We start from the raw sequence: 20,069 nt of genomic DNA on the forward strand, positions 1-20,069 counted from the left end.
GTCTGGTGCTACGTTGACTAGGTAGGAAACAAGTCAACGAAAGGCCCAGGCCCCGTGTTCTTTCTAGATGATGCGTTCATCTTCTCAGCGAGTGACCTGTCAGTCTCCGTTGACTGCAATTACCAGTCCCTGTACCTGCTGGACGTGAAACTCGGCCTGCGTCCCAAGCCTGGCAAGGCACGAGACGAGATGCTGGAACGAACAGCGGTGCTCGGCGACGCCCATGAGCAGAACGTCCTCAAAGACCTGATAGCTGCCTATGGCGAATACGACCCGGCGACGGGAACAGGCGTCAAGCAATTCACTGATCGCCCGCAGATGTCTGCGGCCGGTCTTCGGGCAGCCCACGAGGCGACCATGCACGTGCTTCGCAACGGCGCCGATGTCATTTTCCAGGCAACCTTCTTCGATGGGGCTTTCATTGGCTTTGCCGACTTCCTGGTCCGCCAGGAGGACGGAACCTGGGCCGTATGGGATACCAAGCTCGCCCGCCATGCGAGGGTCAGTGCACTGCTCCAGATCGCAGCCTACGCGGATCAGATGCTGGCAGAGGGGCTCCCCGTGTCCACCTCGGCAACGCTGGTCCTCGGCGACGGGACGCATTCGGTGCATCGGGTTGATGAAGTGCTGCCAGTCTTCCGGGCCCAGCGTGAACGATTCGTGACGATGGTGCAGGAACACCGTGCGGCCAACCAGCCAGTTCGGTGGAACTCCGATGAACTGCGCTTATGCGGCCGTTGCGATTATTGCGAAGAGCAGGCCCAGGAAACCCGCGACCTGCTATTGGTCGCTGGCATGTCCATGGTGCAGCGAGAAAAACTTCGCGCCCGCGGCATTTCCACAATTGACCAGCTCGCCGAGCTAGAAGCTGAACCAGGCACCTCGCTGCACCGTGCCGCGGAGCAGGCCAGAATGCAGCTGGGGCTGGCCCAGAGCGATGGCATGGTCCACGGCGTCTCCTACCGGGTGAAGAACGAAGGCCCGATCTCTTCGCTGCCGCGGCCTGATCAAGGCGACATCTTCTTCGATTTCGAGGGCGACCCGCTCTACCAGGAACCTTCCGACGGCTCCTGGGGCCTGGAATACCTCTTCGGCGTCATCGAATATGACACCGGGGTGCCGGTGTTCAAACCCTTTTGGGCGCATAGCCGCGCCGAAGAACGCCAAGCCTTCCTGGACTTCATTGCCTATGTCGAAGAACGCCGCCAGCGGTTCCCGCGCATGAAGGTCTACCACTATGCGCCCTATGAGAAAACTGCCCTGCGCAAGCTCTCGCAGGTGCATATTGCCGGTGAGGACGAAGTCGACCAGTGGCTGCGTGAGAACCTGCTTGTCGATCTCTACGAGACCGTGCGTAACGCCCTGGTGGTTTCCACCCGCTCATACTCCATCAAGAAGCTTGAACCGTTGTACATGGGAGAGCACCTTCGCTCCGGGGATGTCACCGATGCCGGAGCATCGGTGGTCGCCTATGCCCAGTACATGCAGGCGCGGGATTCGAAGAACGACGGGGCCGCTGAAGCGATCCTCGAGTCGATTGCCGATTACAACGAGTACGACTGCCTTTCCACTTTGCGCTTGCGGGATTGGCTGCTTTCGCTCAGCGATGAGGCGCCTGGCACCCTGCCGGATATGCCTGAGCCAGGCCCGGCCGCAGACGAATACGAGCCCACCGCCGAAGAGCTTAGGCTGCAAAACTACCTTGCGCAGCTTCCCCACGCCCACGCGCTGAGCAACGATGACCGCGCGATCGCGATGGTCGCCGCTGCGACCGGTTACAACCGTCGTGAAAAGAAGCAATTCTGGTGGGAACACTACGACCGCTTGTCCGCGCCAATGGATGATTGGAGCGACGCCCGGGGAGTGTTCATTGTGGACACTGCGGAAGTACTCGAGGATTGGCATAAGGCCACCCCTCGGGCGCGCACCTCTACGCGCGTGACGAGATTGCAGGGAACCTTGGCGGAAGGATCCCTGCTCTCCCCCGGCTCATCAGTGTTCGCCATGTTTGATGCTCCGTTGCCTGAAGGCATGGCCGTTGACGACTCCGTGCGCGGCGGCGCATTCAACGCCACCGTAGTCGAGCTCGGTCCGGGCTGGATTACCATTGCGGAGAAAACCAGCGGCAAGATCCCTGCCTACGGTGCCCATCCATGCGCATTGGCTCCGGATAAGCCGTTGGCGACGATGAGCATCGATGCAGCGCTCAAGGAGATCGCCCAGCGGGTGGGCTCCACCGTACCGGTGCTTCCGGAACGGCCGGGCATCGACATCCTGCGGCGGATTCCGCCACGCCTGAAAACCCTTGCGGCACCGGTGGATCCAGCCCTGGTTGATGGACAGGCGCAGATCTATCCTGCCGTGGTCGAGACGTTGAAGGATCTTGATAATTCCTATCTTGCGGTACAAGGCCCTCCGGGGACCGGCAAGACCTTCGTCGCTTCGCATGTGATCCGTGAACTCGTTGATTACGGATGGAAGATTGGTGTGGTTGCCCAGTCCCATGCAGTGGTCGAAAACGTCCTGCGAAAAGCGGTGGAGGCCGGGGTCGATCCCGAGGCAGTAGCTAAGGAAGTCAAGCACGATGATCCGGTCCCCTGGGCTGGCACGTCCAAGGATTCCTTGACTGAAGTTCTTCACGCATCGGGCGGCGGGCTCATTGGCGGTACTGCCTGGACGCTGACCGGTTCGAAAGTCCCCGCGGATAGCCTGGATTTGCTGGTGATCGATGAGGCCGGGCAGTTCTCACTGGCCAATACCTTGGCGGTTTCACGAGCAGCCCGCAATTTGCTGCTGCTCGGTGATCCCCAGCAGTTGCCCCAGGTCACCCAGGGCACTCATCCGCAGCCGGTGGACGAATCGGCGCTCGGCTGGCTTTCCGGCGGCGAACCCGTGCTGCCAGCCGAATTAGGGTACTTCCTGGCAGCTTCATGGCGAATGCATCCAGCGCTTTGCGCCAAGGTTTCGGCATTGAGCTATGACCACCAGCTGTTCTCGGCAGACGCCGCCGGGTTGCGGCAGCTCGAAGGCACACCGGCCGGGGTCGAGACGGTGTTCGTTGAACATCGAGGCAACACGGTCAGCAGCGCCGAAGAAGCCGGGGCTATTGTCCGATTGGTCCGCGAGCATCTGGGGATGATGTGGAGTCCGGGGGCAGGCATGCCTGCCCGTCCATTGGGCGCCGCTGACATCCTGGTAGTTGCTGCCTACAATGCCCAGGTAAATCTGGTGCGCGATGTCCTCGAAGCTGAAGGCCTATCGGCGGTCAAGGTGGGAACGGTTGACAAGTTCCAGGGACAGGAAGCACCAGTTGTGCTGATGACCATGGCATGTTCCAGCGCCACCGATGCATCGCGTGGCATCGAATTCCTGCTTAACCGCAATCGCATCAACGTTGCGATTTCCCGCGGCCAATGGAAGGCCATCATCGTGCGCAGCGAAAGGCTCACCGATTATCTGCCTTCCAACCCATCGGCGCTCTCGCAGCTCGGTGCATTCATGGCTTTGTAGCTTGATGTTGGATTGGCCCGGTCATTCGCGCGCCGGGTCAATCACATCCTCGACTTTGAAGAAACTTCCCAGGACTGGCCGGTCACCGCGCAGTTCCTTGGCGAACTGCAACCCATCCACATTGATGCGCATCTGCCGCTGGTACTCATCACCCTGCTGCATCCATGTGCGAGTCGTACCGTCAACGCCGTAGAAGTAATCGAACCCCTGGTCCTTGAAGAACTGGTACCGTTCCCCCGCGTAGCGCTGGGTCCGGGCAATATCCGATCCAAAAGGATAGATGTAGTGCCCGGTTTTTCCCACGATCGGTTCAACTTCGGCTTTCCACAGTTTGGTGTCCCGCTTGATCCGATCCATGCTGACCGTCCCAGTGGCAATGTGCCCCCACGAATGGGACGCGAAAACCCAACCGCTGTTCTTCATCGCTTCTGCGATCTCCGCAGCCTTCTTCTGGTCAGCTTCCAAAGTCTTGCTCTGGGGATACTGGCTGGCAGAGGTGCGGTAGCCGAATGCGCCGTTGTATCCGGTCATTGCGATCAGGCCGCGAGCGTCCCGATACGTGAAATCGGGATGTGCCGCTACGAAGTCATCGACCATCGTGGTCACGTCAAAAGCGCCAACCTGCGTTTTTCCCTCCGCATCGACGTATTCGTTGCGGACCTTGCCGTCCTTATCCAGCACCAGCTTGCTGGCGAAGCCATCACCTTCCATGTATTCGTAATAGCTCAGGTCATCGATGGACAGCACCACTGGCTTCTTGCCCTGGGGCAGCATGATATCCCGATACTCCATCTGCCCCTGTTCGTCGAGCGAGGCGAAATCTTCCGGGTTGACCAGGACATAATCACGCGCATACAGCTCGTCGAGGATGGCTGCAAATTCCTTCTGGGTCACCATGTAGTCGGCGTACCCCTGAGAACTGCTGCCTTCGTCAAAGGCCCTGCCGGGATCGACAATCAGCGAATGGAAGAACAGGTGAGGTATGTTGTTCGGCTCTTCCCAAGCTGAAACCTGCCCTTTCTCTTCCTCTAGGCCGCTGGCCATCTGGTTCAGTTGTTCGGCGCTGTCTTTCTTGGCAAGTTTAATCGCCGCGTCATAGTCGTATCCGTCAGCTAGCCGGTTGATCTCGGCTCTCACGCCGTCCACTCGTGCTTCTTCCTGCTCAGCCCTTTCAACGGCAGCAGGATCCGGGGCCGGCGTTGGCGGCTCCTGTGCAGCACTGCACCCGGCAAGGCCCAGCGCCAACCCGAGCGAAATCACCAATCGTGGGTTCTTCAATGGCTGCGACCTCCGTGACCTCCACCGTGCCCGCCAGGCCGGAAGAAAACGAGTTGTCATCTGGTTATTTCGACCCTACACAGGTAGCGCTGGAGGCAACACCCTTTCAGGATGAATTACCGAACTTGAGCGATGTCTAACATTCAGCTTTTAGGGAGCTCACATTTTGGAAGGAGTCCAATGATTTAGAATTGATTGGTTAGGCGTCCCAAAGATCAAGGAAGTACATGCAGCCCTCGCACCGCGCGAATAGTTTGTGGCTTCAGTCCCAGCAGTTCAAAAGCTCGGCAGCGTATCGGCTTCTGACCGCCCAGCCGTGGGCTGTGGCCTTCATCCGCGCAGAGTTCACCGCAGACCGTTCACGGATCGCATTGGAACTTTTCCATGCCTCCTTGGATTCCTTCCTGAAGCAAGCGCGCAAAAGCGATGACCAGATTCCCGCCTCGTATTCGGCCCAGGATTTCGCCGAAACATGGGTCAAACAGGGAATTCTGGCTCGTCCGCTGATTGATGGGCGCTTCGTGTATGAACCCAGTGCGCAGACCCTGCGCACCCTGCGCTACCTGGCGGATTTTTCCACCGACGATTCGCATTTGAACTCGTCTCGCCTGAACACGTTGCTTTCTTCCCTGGAATCGCTGGCCCACGAAACCGATCCGGATCCCGAAGCACGTATCCGTGCCCTCGAATCCCAGATCGCGCTGCGCCAAGCCCAAATCGACCAGCTGCGCAGCGGGGATGACCCGGCGGTGCTTTCTCGCACGACCGCCTTGTCGGCAACACGTTCCGTACTCGATCTGGCATCGAGTTTGCCAGCAGATTTCCGACGCATGCGCGACGGCGTCCAGGATATGCTCCATTCATTGCGTGAAGGCATTCTGGATGCCTCCACAGCCAAGGGCGTAGCTGTGGGCCAGGTTCTTGAAGCTGACCGTCAGTTGCGTTCCACTGCCGAAGGCGAAACCTTCAGCGGATTCACTGAATTCCTGAACTCCCCGGAAGCGCAGCAGCGTTTCCGCGCCGCATTGGCCGAAGTCCTGGACCGCGACTTCGTAGATGACCTGGAAACGCCCGAACGCCAGATCCTCACTAACCTGTTGCGTGAATTGCGCCGCCAGGCAGCTGAAGTCCATGCCTCCTATGGCAAGCTCTCTGAATCCCTGCACGCATTCGTGCAGTCCGAGGACTACAAGCAGGCCGAGCTATTGCGCCAAGCGGTCCGCGAAGCTGAACTGGCGATCAGCAAGTCCACGAGCCTGAAACCCCGCAGCGGCTTGGCCCCGATGGAGCTCTTCGCTCCGCAGTTCGTCACCCTTTCCGGTCTTGGAATCTACGACCCATCCGAGCATGTGGCTCCGCCTCCGCTGGCTCAAGCGCCAGAATTCAGCGAAGCCGACATTGTACGAAATCCCTCGACGCCCCAGGCGGACATGCAATTGCTGCGTGCATCGATCACCCGGCATCTGGGCCAGTCCAGTTCCGGTTCGATTCGGTTGGATGAAGTCTTCGAATCCTTGGATGCCGAGCAGCGGCACTTGAATTCCATTCGTGCCCTCGTGGAAATCGGGCGCACCAATGGCGAATCGCTGAACGAGAGCGATCTGCTCAGCATCCATTTCCAGCAACTCGATGGTTCGATGCGAACCGCAATCCTGCCCGCGTTAAGCTTTACGAAGGAGCCGCTATGACCAAGAGCGATTCATACGCCGCACCGATCACCGAACCCTTGTTCGAGGGCGATACCGGGAAGTTCCCGCTGCCGCTGCGCCAGCTGCTGGTCCGGTTGTTGCGCGGCCCGTACCTTGATGGGTCCATCGATGCCTCGGCTTGGCAGCTGCTGCTGGACCAGCAGCAGAGCATCAGCGATTACTTCTCCGAGATCTTCTTGGCACTGCAGCTGGACATGGACCGCAAGATCGCCATGCTTGCCCCCGTCCAGATTGAACAGGTCCACACTTCCCCTATCGCTCCGCGCCGTCCGCTGAAGCGTGATGAAACCCTGCTCGCACTGCGGCTGCGGCTGTTGCTCGAACAGCATTCGGGCAGCGGCAGCGATGCCGTGATTTCGCGTGCGGGCATGCACGAGATCCTGGCCGAGCACCGCCAGACCTCAGACCGCGATGACAAGCGCTTTGCCGAATCCTGCGATGCTGCGGTCACCCGCCTGCAGGCTCTGCGCCTGCTGACCGGCACCGAGCTGGAGAACGAGTTCCGCATTTCCCCGGCCCTGGCGATGTCGCTGCCGATCACCAATATCCAGGACATACCACGCTACATCGCGGCAATCGACGCTAATGATCCAGCTTTCAGCCTGGGAGCCGAAGAAGCTGATGACCTCGCAGAGCAGACCCCCGAGTTGGTGCAGGAGTAACCGATGAGCATTGAAATGACTCTCCCGCTGGGCGGGGCACTCAACCCAGGCCAGCATCGTCTGAGCCGGGTACAAATAGTTAACTGGGGAACCTTCCACGGCTTGCATGATCTGGCCGTGGACCGCGCCGGCACCTTGGTCACCGGCCATCCGGGCGTGGGCAAATCCACCTTGTTCGATGCGATGGGCCACGTCTTCTTCGCAACGCCCCGCCTGAACGAATCGGCCAATGACGCGGCCACCCGCGAGGACCGCCGCACCACGTTCTCCTACATGCGCGGGCGCAAGTTCAAAACCAGCGCCGGCACTGTCTACCAGCGCCCCGGCGCGACGTGGAGCGCCATCGTGCTCAGCTACGACGATGGCATGGGCAACACCGTTACAGCCGGCGCGGTCTTCGATCTGCCCGATGCCGGCCTGGAAGGACAGGTCTCCAAGCACTATCTGTTGTGCGAAGGCAAGGTCAATATTGCGGAGCTGGAAAACCACGGCCCGCGCCGCTTCACCGTGTCCTCGCTGTCCAAGGCCCTGGCACCGAGCGAGGCATTCGATACCCACAAGGCGTTCATTGAGCGATTGCGCCGCCGTTTAGGCGTCGAAAGCGATAAGGCCTTTGCCCTGTTGCGCACCTTGCAAAATGGCAAGGGCCTGGCCAAGGGCGTCAACCAGTTCTTCCGCCACGAAGTGCTGGAAGAACCAGCCACGTTGAAGGCCGCGTCCGCAGCAGTGGAAGACTTTGCCCATTTGCGTGGCATCTACCGCCAGCTGGATACCGCCCGCGCCCAGCGTGACGTGCTCGCGCAGGTGCCGGAGCAGGATCAGGCCTACCGTTCCTTGGCTGGACAGATCGCCACCGCCCGGCAATTGCTGGAAAGCGACGTGCACACCCTGGAAACCCAGGTCCGCCAGCTGGTGCTGCGCAATGACCTGAACTCCCACGAATCGGAGCTAGCCAAGCTCAAGGCCGAAGAGGCCGAGCTGCGGCAGCGCAAGGAAAAGCTCGATGACCAGCTGGCGTCGCTGGAGGCTGCCCACGACTCTGCAGGCTCTGCTTCCCTGATGCTGCTGGAGCGCGAGGCCGATGTGGCTCGCAAGGCGTTGAGCGAGAAGGAGAACGTCATCCGGACCCTGCAGCAGCAGGCCTCGGATGCTGGCTTGGCCTTCGAATTCTCAGCCACCGGCCTGGATGAGCTGCGGGCCAACGCGGCACGTACCTTGCAGCAGCTCAGCTCGATTACGCATGATGCCCAGACCGTTGAGTACGAGGCCATGGCCACCTTGGTCAACCTGCGCAAGCGCGCAGAAACGTTGGCTGACCAGATCCGCTCCTACCAGCGCCGGGCCAGCAATATCGATGACCGTTCGATAGCCGCCCGCCGAGCCATCGCTTCGGCCTGCTCGCTCAAGGAAGAACAGCTTCCGTTCGCTGGCGAGCTCATGGATGTCTCGGCCGATGCCGGTACCTGGCGTTTGGCCGCTGAAAAGGCCTTGCACTCCTTGGCCCGCACCCTGCTGGTTCCCGGGGAGCTGCTCACCCAAGTCACCCACGCCATTGATCAACTCGACGGCTTGGGCCGCGTGCGGTGGAGCGACATTTCCCAGCCGCCGCGCACCGCTGAAGCCGGCCCGGCAGACCTGGTGGCCAAGCTGGACTTCGCGCCCGGCGAAGCCGGGGCCTGGCTGAAGGCGAAGATCACCGCCGACTACCCATTGGCCTGTGTTGAGAACGATGCAGCCATGCATGTGCACCCCAAGGCGATAACCCCGGCCGGCACCATCAAATCAGGAACCGGAAGCTTCGAGCGCGATACCCGCACGTTGCCTGCTTCCGAGTACCTGCTGGGCTTCACCAACGAGTCGAAGATTGCCGAGTTGCAGTCCAAGGCGGCACGGCTGGATGAGAAAATCGTCCAGGCCCACCAGGCTGCCGATGAACGCAGTGCGGCGAAGAACAAGATCGTGGCCAAAACCCAGCTCTTGCAGGCCCTCATTGCCGATGAGCGGACTTTTGGCCAGTTCGACGCGTCCGAGGCACTGGAAGCGTTGCGCCGCAGCGAGCAGAAGCTCGGCGATGCCTTGGCATTGTCCGGGGATTCCTCCCGGGTTCGCCAGCAAATCGAAACGGCGAAGGCCGAGGCAGAAACCCTGGTCGGGGACCTCGCACTGGTTCGTTCACGCATTGCAGATCTTGGCTTGCAGGTGCAGCGTGCGCAGCAGATCCTGTCCACCAGCGATGACTTGGGGACCGGATGGGAGCAGAGCATCCCGTCCGCGCTGCGCCAGCATCAGCTGCTTGGCCCGGTTCTCCAGCAAGTGATTGCAGGGAACTGCCCTGCCAGTGAACAAATCAGCGAAGCCTTTGCCGAGGTCAAGCTCCAGTTGGGCAGCCAGGTCAACTCCTTGCAGTCGCAGCGCCAGGAAATCGGTGGCGCGCTGAGCGAAACCTTCCGTCGTTTTGCCCGAGAATTCGGCACCTCGCACGCGCAGACCCATGGCACCACCGCTGAAGCAGCTGAGCACTACGCGCAGCTGCACGACCAGATCGTGGCCGACGGCCTGCCGCACCATGAGGCGCAGTTCCGCGAATACTTCGCGAACCGTTCCTATGAACGCTTCAGCGACCTCTTGCAGTTGCTGGATGAAGAGCGCCGGATGATCTCCGAACGCATCAAGCCGCTGAACCAGATTCTGGCAGAGGTGACTTTCGAGCATGGGTCGGTCCTTCGCTTGGAAGCAGTAAATGCGATTCCAGTTGAGGCCGGTACCTTCCGCAAGGACCTGAAGGACGCATTGCAGGAGGCTTACACCACCAAGGACGAATCCACCTTGGCCAGCTCCTACCAAGCGCTGGAGGCACTGGTTACCGCACTCAGCGACCCGGCGATGGCTTCATGGCGTTCGACCGTGCTCGATGTCCGCCAGCATGTGATGATCAGCTGCAATGAGCACAAGCCCAATGGGGAGATTGAGACCGGCTTGGAACCCGGGACGCTCTCCGGCGGCGAAGGCCAGCGCTTCACATCCTTCATCATGGGTGCTGCCCTGGCCTACCAGCTGGGCTTCGCTTCAGCCGGGTTCACTTCCTACGGCACGGTAATGATCGACGAGGCGTTCATTCAAGCCAACTCCGAATATGCAGCGGCAGGCATACGCGCGTTGCAGGAGTTCGGTTTCCATCTGGTGCTCGCGGCCCCCGAGGACAAGATCGATTTGAGCCGCCATCTGGGATCCATCACGGATATCATCAAGCACCCTGGCTCCAATATCTCAGGCTTCGTGACCACCGGCCGTTCCCCGGCCATGGCCACAACGATTACCCTGCGCAGCTGAACATCCAGAACAAGGCACGAGGTCCAGAATTCGCCATAGCGAGTTCTGGACTTCGTGCTTTGGTGCTTCGCCTCTAGACCATGCTGCGCTGCACGCGTTCAGGGATCATGACCACCCGCGGGGACAGCTCTTGGGGTGCGAAGCCTGGATCGATGCACTGCTTCCAATACCTGAGGTGCACCTTGTCGATTTCATGTGCAGAGTCCTGCACCGCGGCACCGCCCTCGCCTTGGATGCTGTACCAGTAGAGGTAGTCGACGCCATCCAGGGTTTCGCTGAAGATCGTCTCCACGTATATCTTTTCGCCTTCCAGGGTTTCAAGCACCGCGGGCATATTGCTGTTCAGGAATTCCAGCCATTCATCAGCTAGCGCTGATTTGCCTGGCAGAACTCGGAATCGAGTGAGTTCAATTTTCATGTCTACAGCCTATGGGCTTGAGCCGCACCTGCGGAAAAGACAGTGGTCCTGAAAGCCTTGGCTTTCAGGACCACTGTCTTTGGCTGGCTACCGGCTATTCGACGGCCAATCCTTCAACCGGCGACAACTTTGCGGCGCGGCGGCCCGGAGTCACCGATGCCAAGAGCGCTGCCACGATGCTGATCAGCAGGACCAGTGCGAGCTGCCACCATGGGATCTCGTAGGTCATCGTTCCCATGGACGCGAGTGCCGAGCGGGCTCCAAGCAGGCCATAGGCCACGCCCAGCACCAAGCCGAGCAGGGCTGCAACGCCGCCAATCAGTACCGCTTCGGTTGCCAGCATGCCGCGCAGCTGCTTCTTCTTCAGGCCCAGGGCACGAAGCAGGGAATTCTCCCGGGTGCGTTCCAGGATCGAGAGGCTGAGCGTGTTGGCTACGCCGATCAGGGCGATCAGCACGGCCACTGCCAGCAAGGCAGAGACAATCATCAGCAGCACGTCAATGATCTGGGAGAACATCGACTTCATCACCACACCGCCATTGATCATTGATGATTCAACGCCGGTGATGGCAGAAACCTTGGTGACCAGTTCGTTGACGCTCGCTGCGTTGACGTCGGAATCCACCTTGATCAGGATCCCCGAGTACTGATTGGCTTCATCGATTTCCAGCTTGCTGAAAGTCTGCTCGGTGACGATATTTCCTGAGAGCATGGCCTCGGAATTCTTCACTGCCAGCGTTTGCCCGCCAACTTCCATCGTCGGATTTTCGGGACTACCCAGCACATAGACGATTTCGCCATCTGCCGGCACGATATTCGGGTCCAGTGCAACGTCAGCGAAGCTCGTGGGATCAACGGACATGATCTCGGCGTTGAACATTTCATCGGTCCCCATGTCCACATCCGCATATCCGGAGGTGAAGCTGGAGCTGGCGGTAATCCCGTCCACGCCATTGATTTGCTCAAGCATGTTCTTGGTCTCGGCGCCTGAAACTTGGCGGTCATAGAAGGAGACCATCATGTCGACCGGGAATTCTGCGGCCACAGCGTTGTTCAAGCTGGCCTTGGCGGTCTGGCCGCCGACCATGATCATGGACACCAAGGTCACCCCGATCAGCAGTGCCGTTGCCGTCGCGGTGGTTCGGCCCGGGTTGCGCACGGCGTTCAGGGCCGCGAGCTTTCCCGCCGTCGATTTGCCAGCCACGGCCTTGCCGATCCCGGAAACGCTGCTCGGCACGAACAGCGAAGCCAGCATCAGGATCCCCGGGAAGGAAACCAGGCCGCCCAGGAAGGCGACTACCAGATCCCCCTGGATCGCGCCGTAGGCCAGCAAGCTGGCGCCGGCCACGACGAACAGCGATCCGAAGATGATCCGGGCTTTGCCGGCACGGTTCTTCACGCTGGCAGCGTCGAAGGGGCGCAAGGCCGCCAGCGGTGCGAGTTTCATCGCCCGTCGAGCCGGCAGGCTCGCTGCGAACACAGTCATCAGCACGCCGACGAGAATTGGGATGGCCAATCCCTGCGGGGTCAGGGCCAACGCCGCATAGGACATCTCCGGCACCATCACGTGCAGCAGCTGGATCAGGCCCGCCATCAGTGCGACGGCTAGCAAGACACCGAGAATCGAGGCAAGAATGCCAATGAGCAGTGCTTCGATGAGCACCGAGCTTCGAATCTGCTTGCGCTTGGCGCCCAGGATGCGCAGCAGTGCCAGTTCGCGGGTGCGCTGGGCAATGACTACGGCAAAGGTATTGACCACAACCAGCCCGGTGACCACCAGTGCAATCAGTGCGAAGACCAGCAGGATCACGCTGAGTTGGTCGGTGCCTCCGGTGAACTGGGCGACTTCGTTCAAGACCTTCTCATCGGCGGTCACCACCGCCATGTCAGCCATCTTCTTGCCGGTAAACAGCTTCTCCAGCTCTGCCTTCAATGACTCGTCGGAGCCGTCGCCATTGACCACGATTTCGGTGATCAGCGCTTGGCCGCCGGAAAAGTGCTGCCACGCTTTCTCGCTCATGCCGGCCAAGGCGTAGGCCGAGGTCCGCGGGTTGGTGGTCGAGCGCTGGATGCCCACGATGTTGTAGTTCGCCGGCGAGATCGCGCCATTTTCCAGAGCCACGACGTCCCCGATGGACACGCCCATTTCCTTGGCATGGGAAGCATCGATGATGATTTCGTTGGAACCTTGGGGCGCCCGGCCCTCAATTAATTCCATGCCGCCCAGCCCCTGGTCGGGATTTACTGGCTGTGCGGACACGCCGTAGCTGTTGTCCGCCGTGCGCAGCAGGCCATCGGCGTAGGCCAGGCCATAGGCGGTGGAAACTTCAGGCAGGTTCCGGACATCTGCGATGTCCTTGAGGCTCAGCTCGGTCAACTCCTCGGCGCCGGGAACCAGGTCCCAATCGGGGTAGGCGACCAGATCGGCGTTCTTGTAGGCGTCTCCGAGCGAATTCTTCAGTGTCGCCTGGGTGGATGAGTTCACCGAAAGCGTTGCGGCAAGAAAGGCGGTGCCGATGGCCACAGCCAGGATGACGGCGATATATCGCCGTGCATAGGTCTTGATATTCGAAAGTGCTACGTGCAGCATTGCTTACTCCGCCAAGGAGGCCAGGGCCTCGGTTACGGTAGCCACGGTTGGCTCCTGGATGGATCCGACAATCGTGCCGTCCTTCATCAGCAAGACATTGTCTGCATAGGACGCGGCCACCGGGTCGTGGGTGACCATGATGATGGTCTGGCCCATTTCACGGGTGGACGTGCGCATCAAGGACAGCACTTCGGCGCCGGTACGCGAGTCGAGGTTGCCGGTCGGCTCGTCGCCGAAGACCACTTCCGGCCGGGTGAGCAGTGCTCGGGCTACCGCGACACGTTGCTGCTGGCCGCCGGAAAGTTCATGCGGTTTGTGGTTCAGGCGGTCGCCCAGGCCGAGCGCCTGGATGACGGTGTTGAACCAGTCGCGATCGTGCTTCTTGCCGGCCAGCGACAATGGCAGCAGGATGTTGTCCTTGGCGGTGATGGTTGGCACGAGGTTGAAAGACTGGAAGACAAAGCCGATCTGCTCGCGGCGCATCTCGGTCAGCTGGTCATCGCTCAGCTCCAGCAGGTTCTTGCCGCCGATGATGATTTCGCCGGAGTCGGCGGTATCAAGTCCAGCCAGGCAGTGCATCAGCGTGGATTTTCCGGAGCCCGATGGGCCCATGATGGCGGTGAAGCGGGATCGTTCGAAGGAAACGTTTACGTCGCGAAGGGCCTCAACCCGGGTGCTGTCATGCCCGTAGGTCTTGGTCAAGCCGCGGGCAGCGACCGCATTTTCGGTTTTTGGCAGAGTCTCAGAAGTCATATTAGAAATACTACAAAGCGCCTAGCCAAACCCGCATCCACCATCAGGACCTAGTTTCCCGTGGGTGCGTCATACCAAGGTATGAGCAAATTCGCGGACGCTCTGCCCCCGCAGGTTACCGATTAGCAGCCATGTTCGCGTTCGGTTTTCTGGTGCGATGCCGGCTCAATCTGGAAGGTCGAGTGCTCAACGCTCACGGTGAAATGATCTGCCACGCACTGCTGCAAATCCCGCAGCAGCCCACCGGCTACCCCAGCGGAGAACATCGAGTCCTCGACCACCACATGGGCGGTGAGCACCGGAAGGTTGGAGGCAATCTGGCTGGCGTGCAGATCGTGCACCGCAATCACCCCGGGCAATGCCTCCAAATGCGCTTTGACCCCGAGCAGGTCCAGGCCCCTAGGCGTGGATTCGAGCAGGATGTGGGTGGTTTCCCCCAGCAGTTTCATGGCCCGGGGAACGATCAGGGCGCTGATCACCAGGGCTGCCACGGAGTCGGCGCGCATCCATCCGGTGTAGGTGATAACCAGCGCGGCGATGATAACGGCAACCGAGCCCAGCGCGTCGTTGACTACTTCCAGGAAAGCCGCACGCATATTGAGGTTGCTATTGCGTCCGGCGGAAATGATCCACATGGAGATGACGTTGCCCAATAGGCCGATGATGCCGAAGGCCAGCAGTCCCTCCGGTTGGACCTCTGCAGGGGTGAAGAGCCGCCGCACGGCGTCGATGGCCGCATAGATGCCCACAGCCAGCAGCAACGCCGATTGGAAGGTGGCGGAGAGGACTTCTGCGCGGCGGAATCCCCAGGTGCGCTTGGTCGTTGGCTTGCGCATGATCAGGTTGGCAGCGGTCAGAGCCAGCAATAGCCCCAGGGTATCGGTCAGCATATGCGCTGCGTCGACCAGCAAGGCCAGCGAGTTGGTGACGATAGCGCCAACAACCTCGGCGACGAGGATTGTAGCGGTGATGGCGAAGGCCCAGGCCAGGCGGGTTCGGTTTGCTCCGGAATGATCATGGGAGTGCCCGTGAGAGTGATCGTGTCCCAAGTTCAGCCTTTCTTCGGATCCATGCTGTGCGCTTCTTCCCAATGGTGATGGGATGCCTCTTGCGGCAGAAGCGCCGAGGCGGCAGCGGTCAATGCGTCAAGTGCTTCGCTCTGGCCCAGCGAGTAGATGCTGGCCCGGCCCTGGCTTCGGACGTGCACCAGGCCGGTGTCCTTCAGGCAGGACAGATGCGCGCTGACCGTGCTTTGGGCAAGGCCCAAATGCTCGGTCAGTTCCCTGACCTTATGCTCCCCGGTGCGCAGATGGTCCAGAATCAGCAGCCGCGCCGGGTCAGCGAGCGCGTGGAAGAGCGCAGCGAACTGGAGCTTGCCGCTGCGGATTTCCGATGCATCGATATCTGACTCTATTATCGCCATATAACGATGATAGGTGACTTTGCCGCGAAACGGAACGTTGCATGGCCAACTGCGCATCGCGATGGATGGCAAGATGAAAATATGACTGAAGATCTCATCGTTGGCGAAGACGGTTTGGCGCGCCCTCGCTGGGCCGCCTCGAATGACATGCTCCGCACGTACTACGACGCCGAATGGGGCATGCCGATCACCTCCGAAGAGGGACTTTTCGAGCGGCTGAGCCTTGAGTGCTTCCAGTCAGGCCTGTCCTGGGCCATCATCCTTTCCAAGCGTGAGTCGTTCCGCCGCGCTTTCGAGCACTTCAATCCCGAGAAGGTCGCATTATTTACCGAGGACGATTTCAATCGCCTGATGGAAGACGCCGGGATCGTGCGCAATAGGCTCAAGATCCGCGCAACGATCGCCAACGCAGAAGCGACCCTGATGCTGCGCGAAGAGGGCGGCCTCTCGGATTTCGTGTGGTCCTTCAAGCCGGAACAGACCCCGGCTCCGCGTAATTTCACTGAAGTACCCACGCAAAGCCCCGAGTCCAAGGAACTGGCCAAGGCGCTGAAGAAGCGGGGTTTTAAGTTCGTGGGCCCGACCACCATGTACGCGTTGATGGAAGCCATCGGCATGGTCGATACCCATCTGGTCGGATCGCACCGCCGCGGCACTTCCGGCATTTGGGCCTGAGGTCATGGAACTGCGCCTACCGGCAACGGGAATTCTGGACGTCGGCCACGCACTGGCAGTCCTGGAATTGCATTCACTGCCTGCCCAGGAGCGGCTGGATGCCGCTGCGGCCCAGGTGCACCGCGTCCTGCAGCTGGACGGGAACCTGGTTGAAGTTTCATTGAGCCTGGATCCTGCAGGCGTATCGCTCACCCACGACGCCCCGGCTGAATCCATTGCGCGCCTCACGGAGATCATCAACCATTGGCTTGGACTGCAGCAAGACACCACAGCTGCTTATGAAGCGCTCCAGGCCCTTCCTTGCTACCAGCCGCTCGCGATGGCTTACCCCTCCTTGCGGCTCATCAGCTACCCGGATACTTTCGAGGCCCTGGCCACCACGATCATTGGACAGCAGGTGTCCTTGGCGGCGGCACGGACCCTCGGCGGGCGCTACGTCGGCGCATTGGGCCAGCAGCATGGCTCGGGCCTTCGGGCTTTCCCCACAGCGGCCTCAACGGCCGCCTGCACGCCTGGGGAATTGCGCGCAATCATTCGCTGCCCGTTGCCGCGGGCAACGGCGCTGCACGCGGTAGCCGAATGGTTCGAGCACAGTGGAAAGTTCCTGCTCGGAGACGTGCCGGCATTCCTGGAGCAGCTCCAAGGGCTGCGCGGCGTGGGGCCATGGACGCGCAATTACCTTGCCCTGCGGGGTTTGCGGGATCCAGAGATCTTCCTGGAGTCGGATCTGGTAGTTCGCCGAGCCATGAGCAAGCTTCATGATCGCGGTGTCGCTGTGGCGCCTCCACCGAAGGGTGCGGGCTACCTGGCCACGTTGCTGCTGTGGTCCTTCGACGCCGCCAAGCTGTAGCAACGAGAAAGGGAGCTTATCAAGGTGTGCAATCCTGATAAGCTCCCTTTTCGACGAATCGGCCGACTGAGCAAGTCAGCCGATTCTCCATTCCCCTTATTCAAGCCGGCTACGCCGCTCGCTGCTTCGAGGTGAGCAGCCCCGGCAAGCAGCGAACTAGCCGATAAATATCGGTCAAGCTTGACGCTTCTCCCGACCACACACGGGAGAAGCTCTGGAATAAGCATATCCTAAGAACCAGTAATAACGTCAAGCCCTGTTTGCGTAATTTTTCAATTTATTCCTTAGGTCGCTCTAACTTGCTCGATTTTGTCCGCGCCAAAAGACTAGTCGGCGAAGATCTTGCCAACTTCCGTACGCTTCTCGGCCTGGAATGCATCTTCTGCACGGCCAAAGGCCCAGTAGGCAGAGAGCGACATGTCGCGGCGGTCCACGCCATGCTCGTCATAGAAGTATGCGCGCAGCTTCTTCATGACTTCGCGCTCACCGTGGGCAAAGACCTGCACCCGGCCCTCGGGCCATGGAATCCCCCGGACCACGGACTCCAGGATCGTGGTTTCAGGGGAGAATTCGGCACCGCGGTGAATCCAGCGAATTTCCACGCCAGCCGGCGCCTGCAATTGCATTTCGTCAGCCTCGTCGGCAACTTCGATGACCACCAGGCCCCGCATCTGCGGGGCCATGGACTCCAAGGAGGCCGCAATGGCGGGAATGGCAGTTTCATCTCCGGCAAAGAAGTGGAAATCGAATTCATCCTTGGGGACAAACATTCCGCCCGGGCCCGAGAAGCAGATCGATGAGCCGATCTGCGCGTCACGCGCCCAAGGGCCTGCTAGGCCCTCATCGCCATGGACCACGAAATCGACCTCGATGGTTCCCGCCTGCATATCGCTGCGGCGCACGGTATAGGTACGGCGAACCGGCAGATCCTCGGGAGCCAGCCGCTCACGCAGCGCTTCCATGTCATAAGGCAATTCAAGGCCCAGTTCCGGCTTCGCGAACAGGAACTTAACGTAGCGGTCGGTCACCGGCTTGTCTGCGAAATCGCAGATGCCTGGACCGCCAAGGGTGAGCCGCACCAGATGAGGTGCGATATTCTCGCGCTTGAGGACCTGCAGGAGGACCTGGGGGCGCGCAGGTCGGCCTCCAGTTTGCGGGCGATCACCAGCCGGCTGGGACACAAAATCACTTCCTGTCTTAATAAGGGTAGATAGATCAATCCTAATTGACGGGAGCGCAAGTGGTTACTTCGGGAAGGTCGGAGGACCTTCATATGCACTGAGCGCCGCGCGTTCTCCGGGGCTCAAACGCTGCACCCGCGAGGACACCGGGTCGAAATAAGCCAACGTAGTGGAGGCCTTGACGCACAAATAGTCCTCCACCGGGTCACGGAACTCGTAGCAGATATCAAAGCTGGCAGGCTTGACATTGGCAACCCAGAGATCGACATTGACCGGCACGTTGCGGTATTCCAACGGGCGGGAATACCGCACCCGATGCTCGACAACGAGGATCTGGGTTCCGGCAGGCACTGCAGAGAAGATATCGGCCTGCGGCTGCGAGCCTGGCGCGCCGGTGCCACCGGGCACGCCAAAGCCGGCGATTCGCGCTTCCTCCATTAACCGGATCAGATTGACATTGTTGACATGGCCGTAAGCATCCATGTCGCCCCAGCGCATAGGGACCTGCACCCGCAGGATGCTTTCTTCCATGGCTAATCTTCCTTCAGCAGGTTTGCGCCGTCATTGCCCACGATCCCCAACTTGGCCAGCTCCCGAAGGATCCGGGCTCCGTCCGGCTCGTAGACCCAACGCACCCCGGGGGTGGTTCGGCGCAGCTCATGCGAACGTCCGCCGGCTAGCACCGCTTCCGAAGGGGTCAGCTGGCGGATCACAATAGCCCGGACCAATTCGGGATAGCGGCGCGCGAACTCGGCATAAATGGCCGGATCATGCTGACCGTCATCGCCGATGAGCACCCACGAAATGTGCGGGAACTCTTCGGCCAGGCGGCGCAGCTGGTCAACCTTGTGCTGCATTCCGCTGCGGAACCAGGAACGGTCTGTTGGCCCCCAGTCGGTGAGCAGCAAGGGCCCCTTCGGGTACAGGTTGCGCGAGATGAAGCGCTGCAGGGTCTGCGCGACATTCCATGCGCCGGTGGAAAGGTAGATGGTCGGAGCTCCCGGATGCTCAAGCAGCACCTTCTGGAGCATCACCGCCATCCCGGGGGTCGCCACGCGGGCATGCTCGGAGAGCACAAAGGAGTTCCACGCCGCCAGCATGGGGCGCGGCAGCGCGGTGACCACGACGGTGTCATCCACGTCGCTGATCACCCCGAACTTCTGCGCCTGGTCGATAACGAGAATCTTCGCCTGCGCGGCATCGCCGTTGTGGGCATGAAGCCGGATCTCATTCCAGCCCGCGGGCAGGTCGACTACCAGCTTCACATCAATGACGCCGCCACGGTCAGCCTGGACCTCGAAGCGCTGGTCGCCAACGTCAATGCTGACCTTGCCGCCGGGAAGGATCGGGGAAATGAAATTGCGGAAACCGCGAATGCCATCGGCAATGACCTGGGCTTGGTGCTGCCCGTCTTCAAAGGCGCCGGGCTTGGCCAGCACAACGCGGGCGAAGACGCGAATCCAGCCGCCGCTCGGTCCGGTAGAGCCATATCCCACATAGGGAAGGATTACCGCTTGGTGGCCGATGGCCAGGGCGCGCCGTGCACGCCAACGATGCACTCCGTCTTCCATTCGCGAAGCTACATGCCGGGCATCGCCATCAGCCGAAATATGACTCATAGCCCCAGTCTTTCATGTCGACCGCCAAGCACGGGAAAACGACAACTTGTGTCTCGAGCCCTTGCCTTTTT

The 20,069-nt window shown here is 60.5% G+C and carries 15 protein-coding genes; 6 read left to right on the forward strand and 9 right to left on the reverse strand.

Features of this window, described 5'->3' with window-relative positions; translation table 11 throughout:
- The first annotated feature begins 54 nt into the window (after nt 1-54).
- Nucleotides 55-3,510, forward strand: coding sequence for a TM0106 family RecB-like putative nuclease (locus tag ACIP6G_RS16980; RefSeq protein ID WP_400291449.1), 3,456 nt, complete (start codon nt 55-57; stop codon nt 3,508-3,510).
- A 21-nt stretch (nt 3,511-3,531) separates the two neighbouring features.
- On the opposite strand, the gene ACIP6G_RS16985 is transcribed toward ACIP6G_RS16980, so the two are convergent.
- Nucleotides 3,532-4,788: a polysaccharide deacetylase family protein gene (locus ACIP6G_RS16985; RefSeq protein ID WP_400291451.1), complete on the reverse strand. Its 1,257-nt coding sequence runs from the start codon at nt 4,786-4,788 to the stop codon at nt 3,532-3,534.
- A gap of 227 nt (nt 4,789-5,015) precedes the next feature.
- On the opposite strand from ACIP6G_RS16985, the gene ACIP6G_RS16990 reads away from it, so the two are divergent.
- From ACIP6G_RS16990 to ACIP6G_RS17000, 3 genes are read left to right on the forward strand one after another with little or no spacing between them, the layout of a single operon-like run.
- Nucleotides 5,016-6,476: a DUF3375 domain-containing protein gene (locus tag ACIP6G_RS16990; protein WP_400291453.1), complete on the forward strand. Its 1,461-nt coding sequence runs from the start codon at nt 5,016-5,018 to the stop codon at nt 6,474-6,476.
- Nucleotides 6,473-7,159 carry a DUF4194 domain-containing protein gene (locus tag ACIP6G_RS16995; RefSeq protein WP_332487651.1) on the forward strand — a complete coding sequence of 229 codons (687 nt, stop codon included), beginning with the start codon at nt 6,473-6,475 and terminating at the stop codon, nt 7,157-7,159. Before ACIP6G_RS16990 ends, ACIP6G_RS16995 begins: the two co-directional genes overlap by 4 nt.
- A gap of 3 nt (nt 7,160-7,162) precedes the next feature.
- Nucleotides 7,163-10,489 carry an ATP-binding protein gene (locus ACIP6G_RS17000; RefSeq protein WP_400291455.1) on the forward strand — a complete coding sequence of 1,109 codons (3,327 nt, stop codon included), beginning with the start codon at nt 7,163-7,165 and terminating at the stop codon, nt 10,487-10,489.
- 73 nt (nt 10,490-10,562) lie between these two features.
- Here ACIP6G_RS17000 and ACIP6G_RS17005 read toward each other — a convergent pair whose 3' ends face one another.
- The 5 genes from ACIP6G_RS17005 to ACIP6G_RS17025 all read right to left on the reverse strand — a co-directional run bounded on the left by ACIP6G_RS17005 (nt 10,563) and on the right by ACIP6G_RS17025 (nt 15,673).
- Nucleotides 10,563-10,907, reverse strand: a complete 345-nt coding sequence (locus ACIP6G_RS17005) for a DUF6176 family protein (protein WP_400291457.1) — start codon at nt 10,905-10,907, stop codon at nt 10,563-10,565.
- Nucleotides 10,908-11,001: 94 nt separating this feature from the next.
- Nucleotides 11,002-13,497 carry an ABC transporter permease gene (locus ACIP6G_RS17010; protein WP_400291458.1) on the reverse strand — a complete coding sequence of 832 codons (2,496 nt, stop codon included), beginning with the start codon at nt 13,495-13,497 and terminating at the stop codon, nt 11,002-11,004.
- 3 nt (nt 13,498-13,500) lie between these two features.
- Complete coding sequence (locus ACIP6G_RS17015; RefSeq protein WP_105657341.1) at nt 13,501-14,250, reverse strand: ABC transporter ATP-binding protein; 750 nt, start codon at nt 14,248-14,250, stop codon at nt 13,501-13,503.
- 122 nt (nt 14,251-14,372) lie between these two features.
- On the reverse strand, nt 14,373-15,299 hold the full coding sequence (locus ACIP6G_RS17020; protein WP_332730885.1) for a cation diffusion facilitator family transporter: 927 nt from the start codon (nt 15,297-15,299) through the stop codon (nt 14,373-14,375).
- 2 nt (nt 15,300-15,301) lie between these two features.
- Nucleotides 15,302-15,673 (reverse strand): metalloregulator ArsR/SmtB family transcription factor, encoded by a 372-nt coding sequence (locus ACIP6G_RS17025; protein WP_332487663.1) that lies wholly within the window; start codon nt 15,671-15,673, stop codon nt 15,302-15,304.
- Nucleotides 15,674-15,754: 81 nt separating this feature from the next.
- On the opposite strand from ACIP6G_RS17025, the gene ACIP6G_RS17030 reads away from it, so the two are divergent.
- Nucleotides 15,755-16,348, forward strand: a complete 594-nt coding sequence (locus ACIP6G_RS17030) for a DNA-3-methyladenine glycosylase I (protein ID WP_105657338.1) — start codon at nt 15,755-15,757, stop codon at nt 16,346-16,348.
- Nucleotides 16,349-16,352: 4 nt separating this feature from the next.
- Nucleotides 16,353-17,198, forward strand: coding sequence for a DNA-3-methyladenine glycosylase family protein (locus tag ACIP6G_RS17035; RefSeq protein WP_400291461.1), 846 nt, complete (start codon nt 16,353-16,355; stop codon nt 17,196-17,198).
- A 326-nt stretch (nt 17,199-17,524) separates the two neighbouring features.
- On the opposite strand, the gene ACIP6G_RS17040 is transcribed toward ACIP6G_RS17035, so the two are convergent.
- From ACIP6G_RS17040 to ACIP6G_RS17050, 3 genes are all read right to left on the reverse strand, one after another.
- The gene (locus ACIP6G_RS17040; protein WP_105657336.1) at nt 17,525-18,379 is read right to left on the reverse strand and encodes a siderophore-interacting protein; all 855 of its coding nucleotides are present in this window, start codon (nt 18,377-18,379) and stop codon (nt 17,525-17,527) included.
- Nucleotides 18,380-18,442: 63 nt separating this feature from the next.
- On the reverse strand, nt 18,443-18,910 hold the full coding sequence (locus ACIP6G_RS17045; protein ID WP_105661618.1) for a thioesterase family protein: 468 nt from the start codon (nt 18,908-18,910) through the stop codon (nt 18,443-18,445).
- 2 nt (nt 18,911-18,912) lie between these two features.
- Entirely contained in the window at nt 18,913-19,998 is a 1,086-nt protein-coding gene (locus ACIP6G_RS17050; protein WP_400291463.1) for an App1 family protein, read from the reverse strand.
- Nucleotides 19,999-20,069 lie beyond the last annotated feature (71 nt).

Source organism: Glutamicibacter sp. NPDC088483 (assembly GCF_044753145.1).
Taxonomy (GTDB): domain Bacteria; phylum Actinomycetota; class Actinomycetes; order Actinomycetales; family Micrococcaceae; genus Glutamicibacter.

What these genes read in the sequence shown, in the direction of transcription:
- ACIP6G_RS16990 (WP_400291453.1), top strand. Translation starts at nt 5,016, where the DNA reads ATGCAGCCCTCGCACCGCGCGAATAGTTTGTGGCTTCAGTCCCAGCAG.
- ACIP6G_RS16995 (WP_332487651.1), top strand. Translation starts at nt 6,473, where the DNA reads ATGACCAAGAGCGATTCATACGCCGCACCGATCACCGAACCCTTGTTC.
- ACIP6G_RS17000 (WP_400291455.1), top strand. Translation starts at nt 7,163, where the DNA reads ATGAGCATTGAAATGACTCTCCCGCTGGGCGGGGCACTCAACCCAGGC.
- ACIP6G_RS17005 (WP_400291457.1), bottom strand. Translation starts at nt 10,907, where the DNA reads ATGAAAATTGAACTCACTCGATTCCGAGTTCTGCCAGGCAAATCAGCG.
- ACIP6G_RS17010 (WP_400291458.1), bottom strand. Translation starts at nt 13,497, where the DNA reads ATGCTGCACGTAGCACTTTCGAATATCAAGACCTATGCACGGCGATAT.
- ACIP6G_RS17015 (WP_105657341.1), bottom strand. Translation starts at nt 14,250, where the DNA reads ATGACTTCTGAGACTCTGCCAAAAACCGAAAATGCGGTCGCTGCCCGC.
- ACIP6G_RS17025 (WP_332487663.1), bottom strand. Translation starts at nt 15,673, where the DNA reads ATGGCGATAATAGAGTCAGATATCGATGCATCGGAAATCCGCAGCGGC.
- ACIP6G_RS17030 (WP_105657338.1), top strand. Translation starts at nt 15,755, where the DNA reads ATGACTGAAGATCTCATCGTTGGCGAAGACGGTTTGGCGCGCCCTCGC.
- ACIP6G_RS17035 (WP_400291461.1), top strand. Translation starts at nt 16,353, where the DNA reads ATGGAACTGCGCCTACCGGCAACGGGAATTCTGGACGTCGGCCACGCA.
- ACIP6G_RS17045 (WP_105661618.1), bottom strand. Translation starts at nt 18,910, where the DNA reads ATGGAAGAAAGCATCCTGCGGGTGCAGGTCCCTATGCGCTGGGGCGAC.
- ACIP6G_RS17050 (WP_400291463.1), bottom strand. Translation starts at nt 19,998, where the DNA reads ATGAGTCATATTTCGGCTGATGGCGATGCCCGGCATGTAGCTTCGCGA.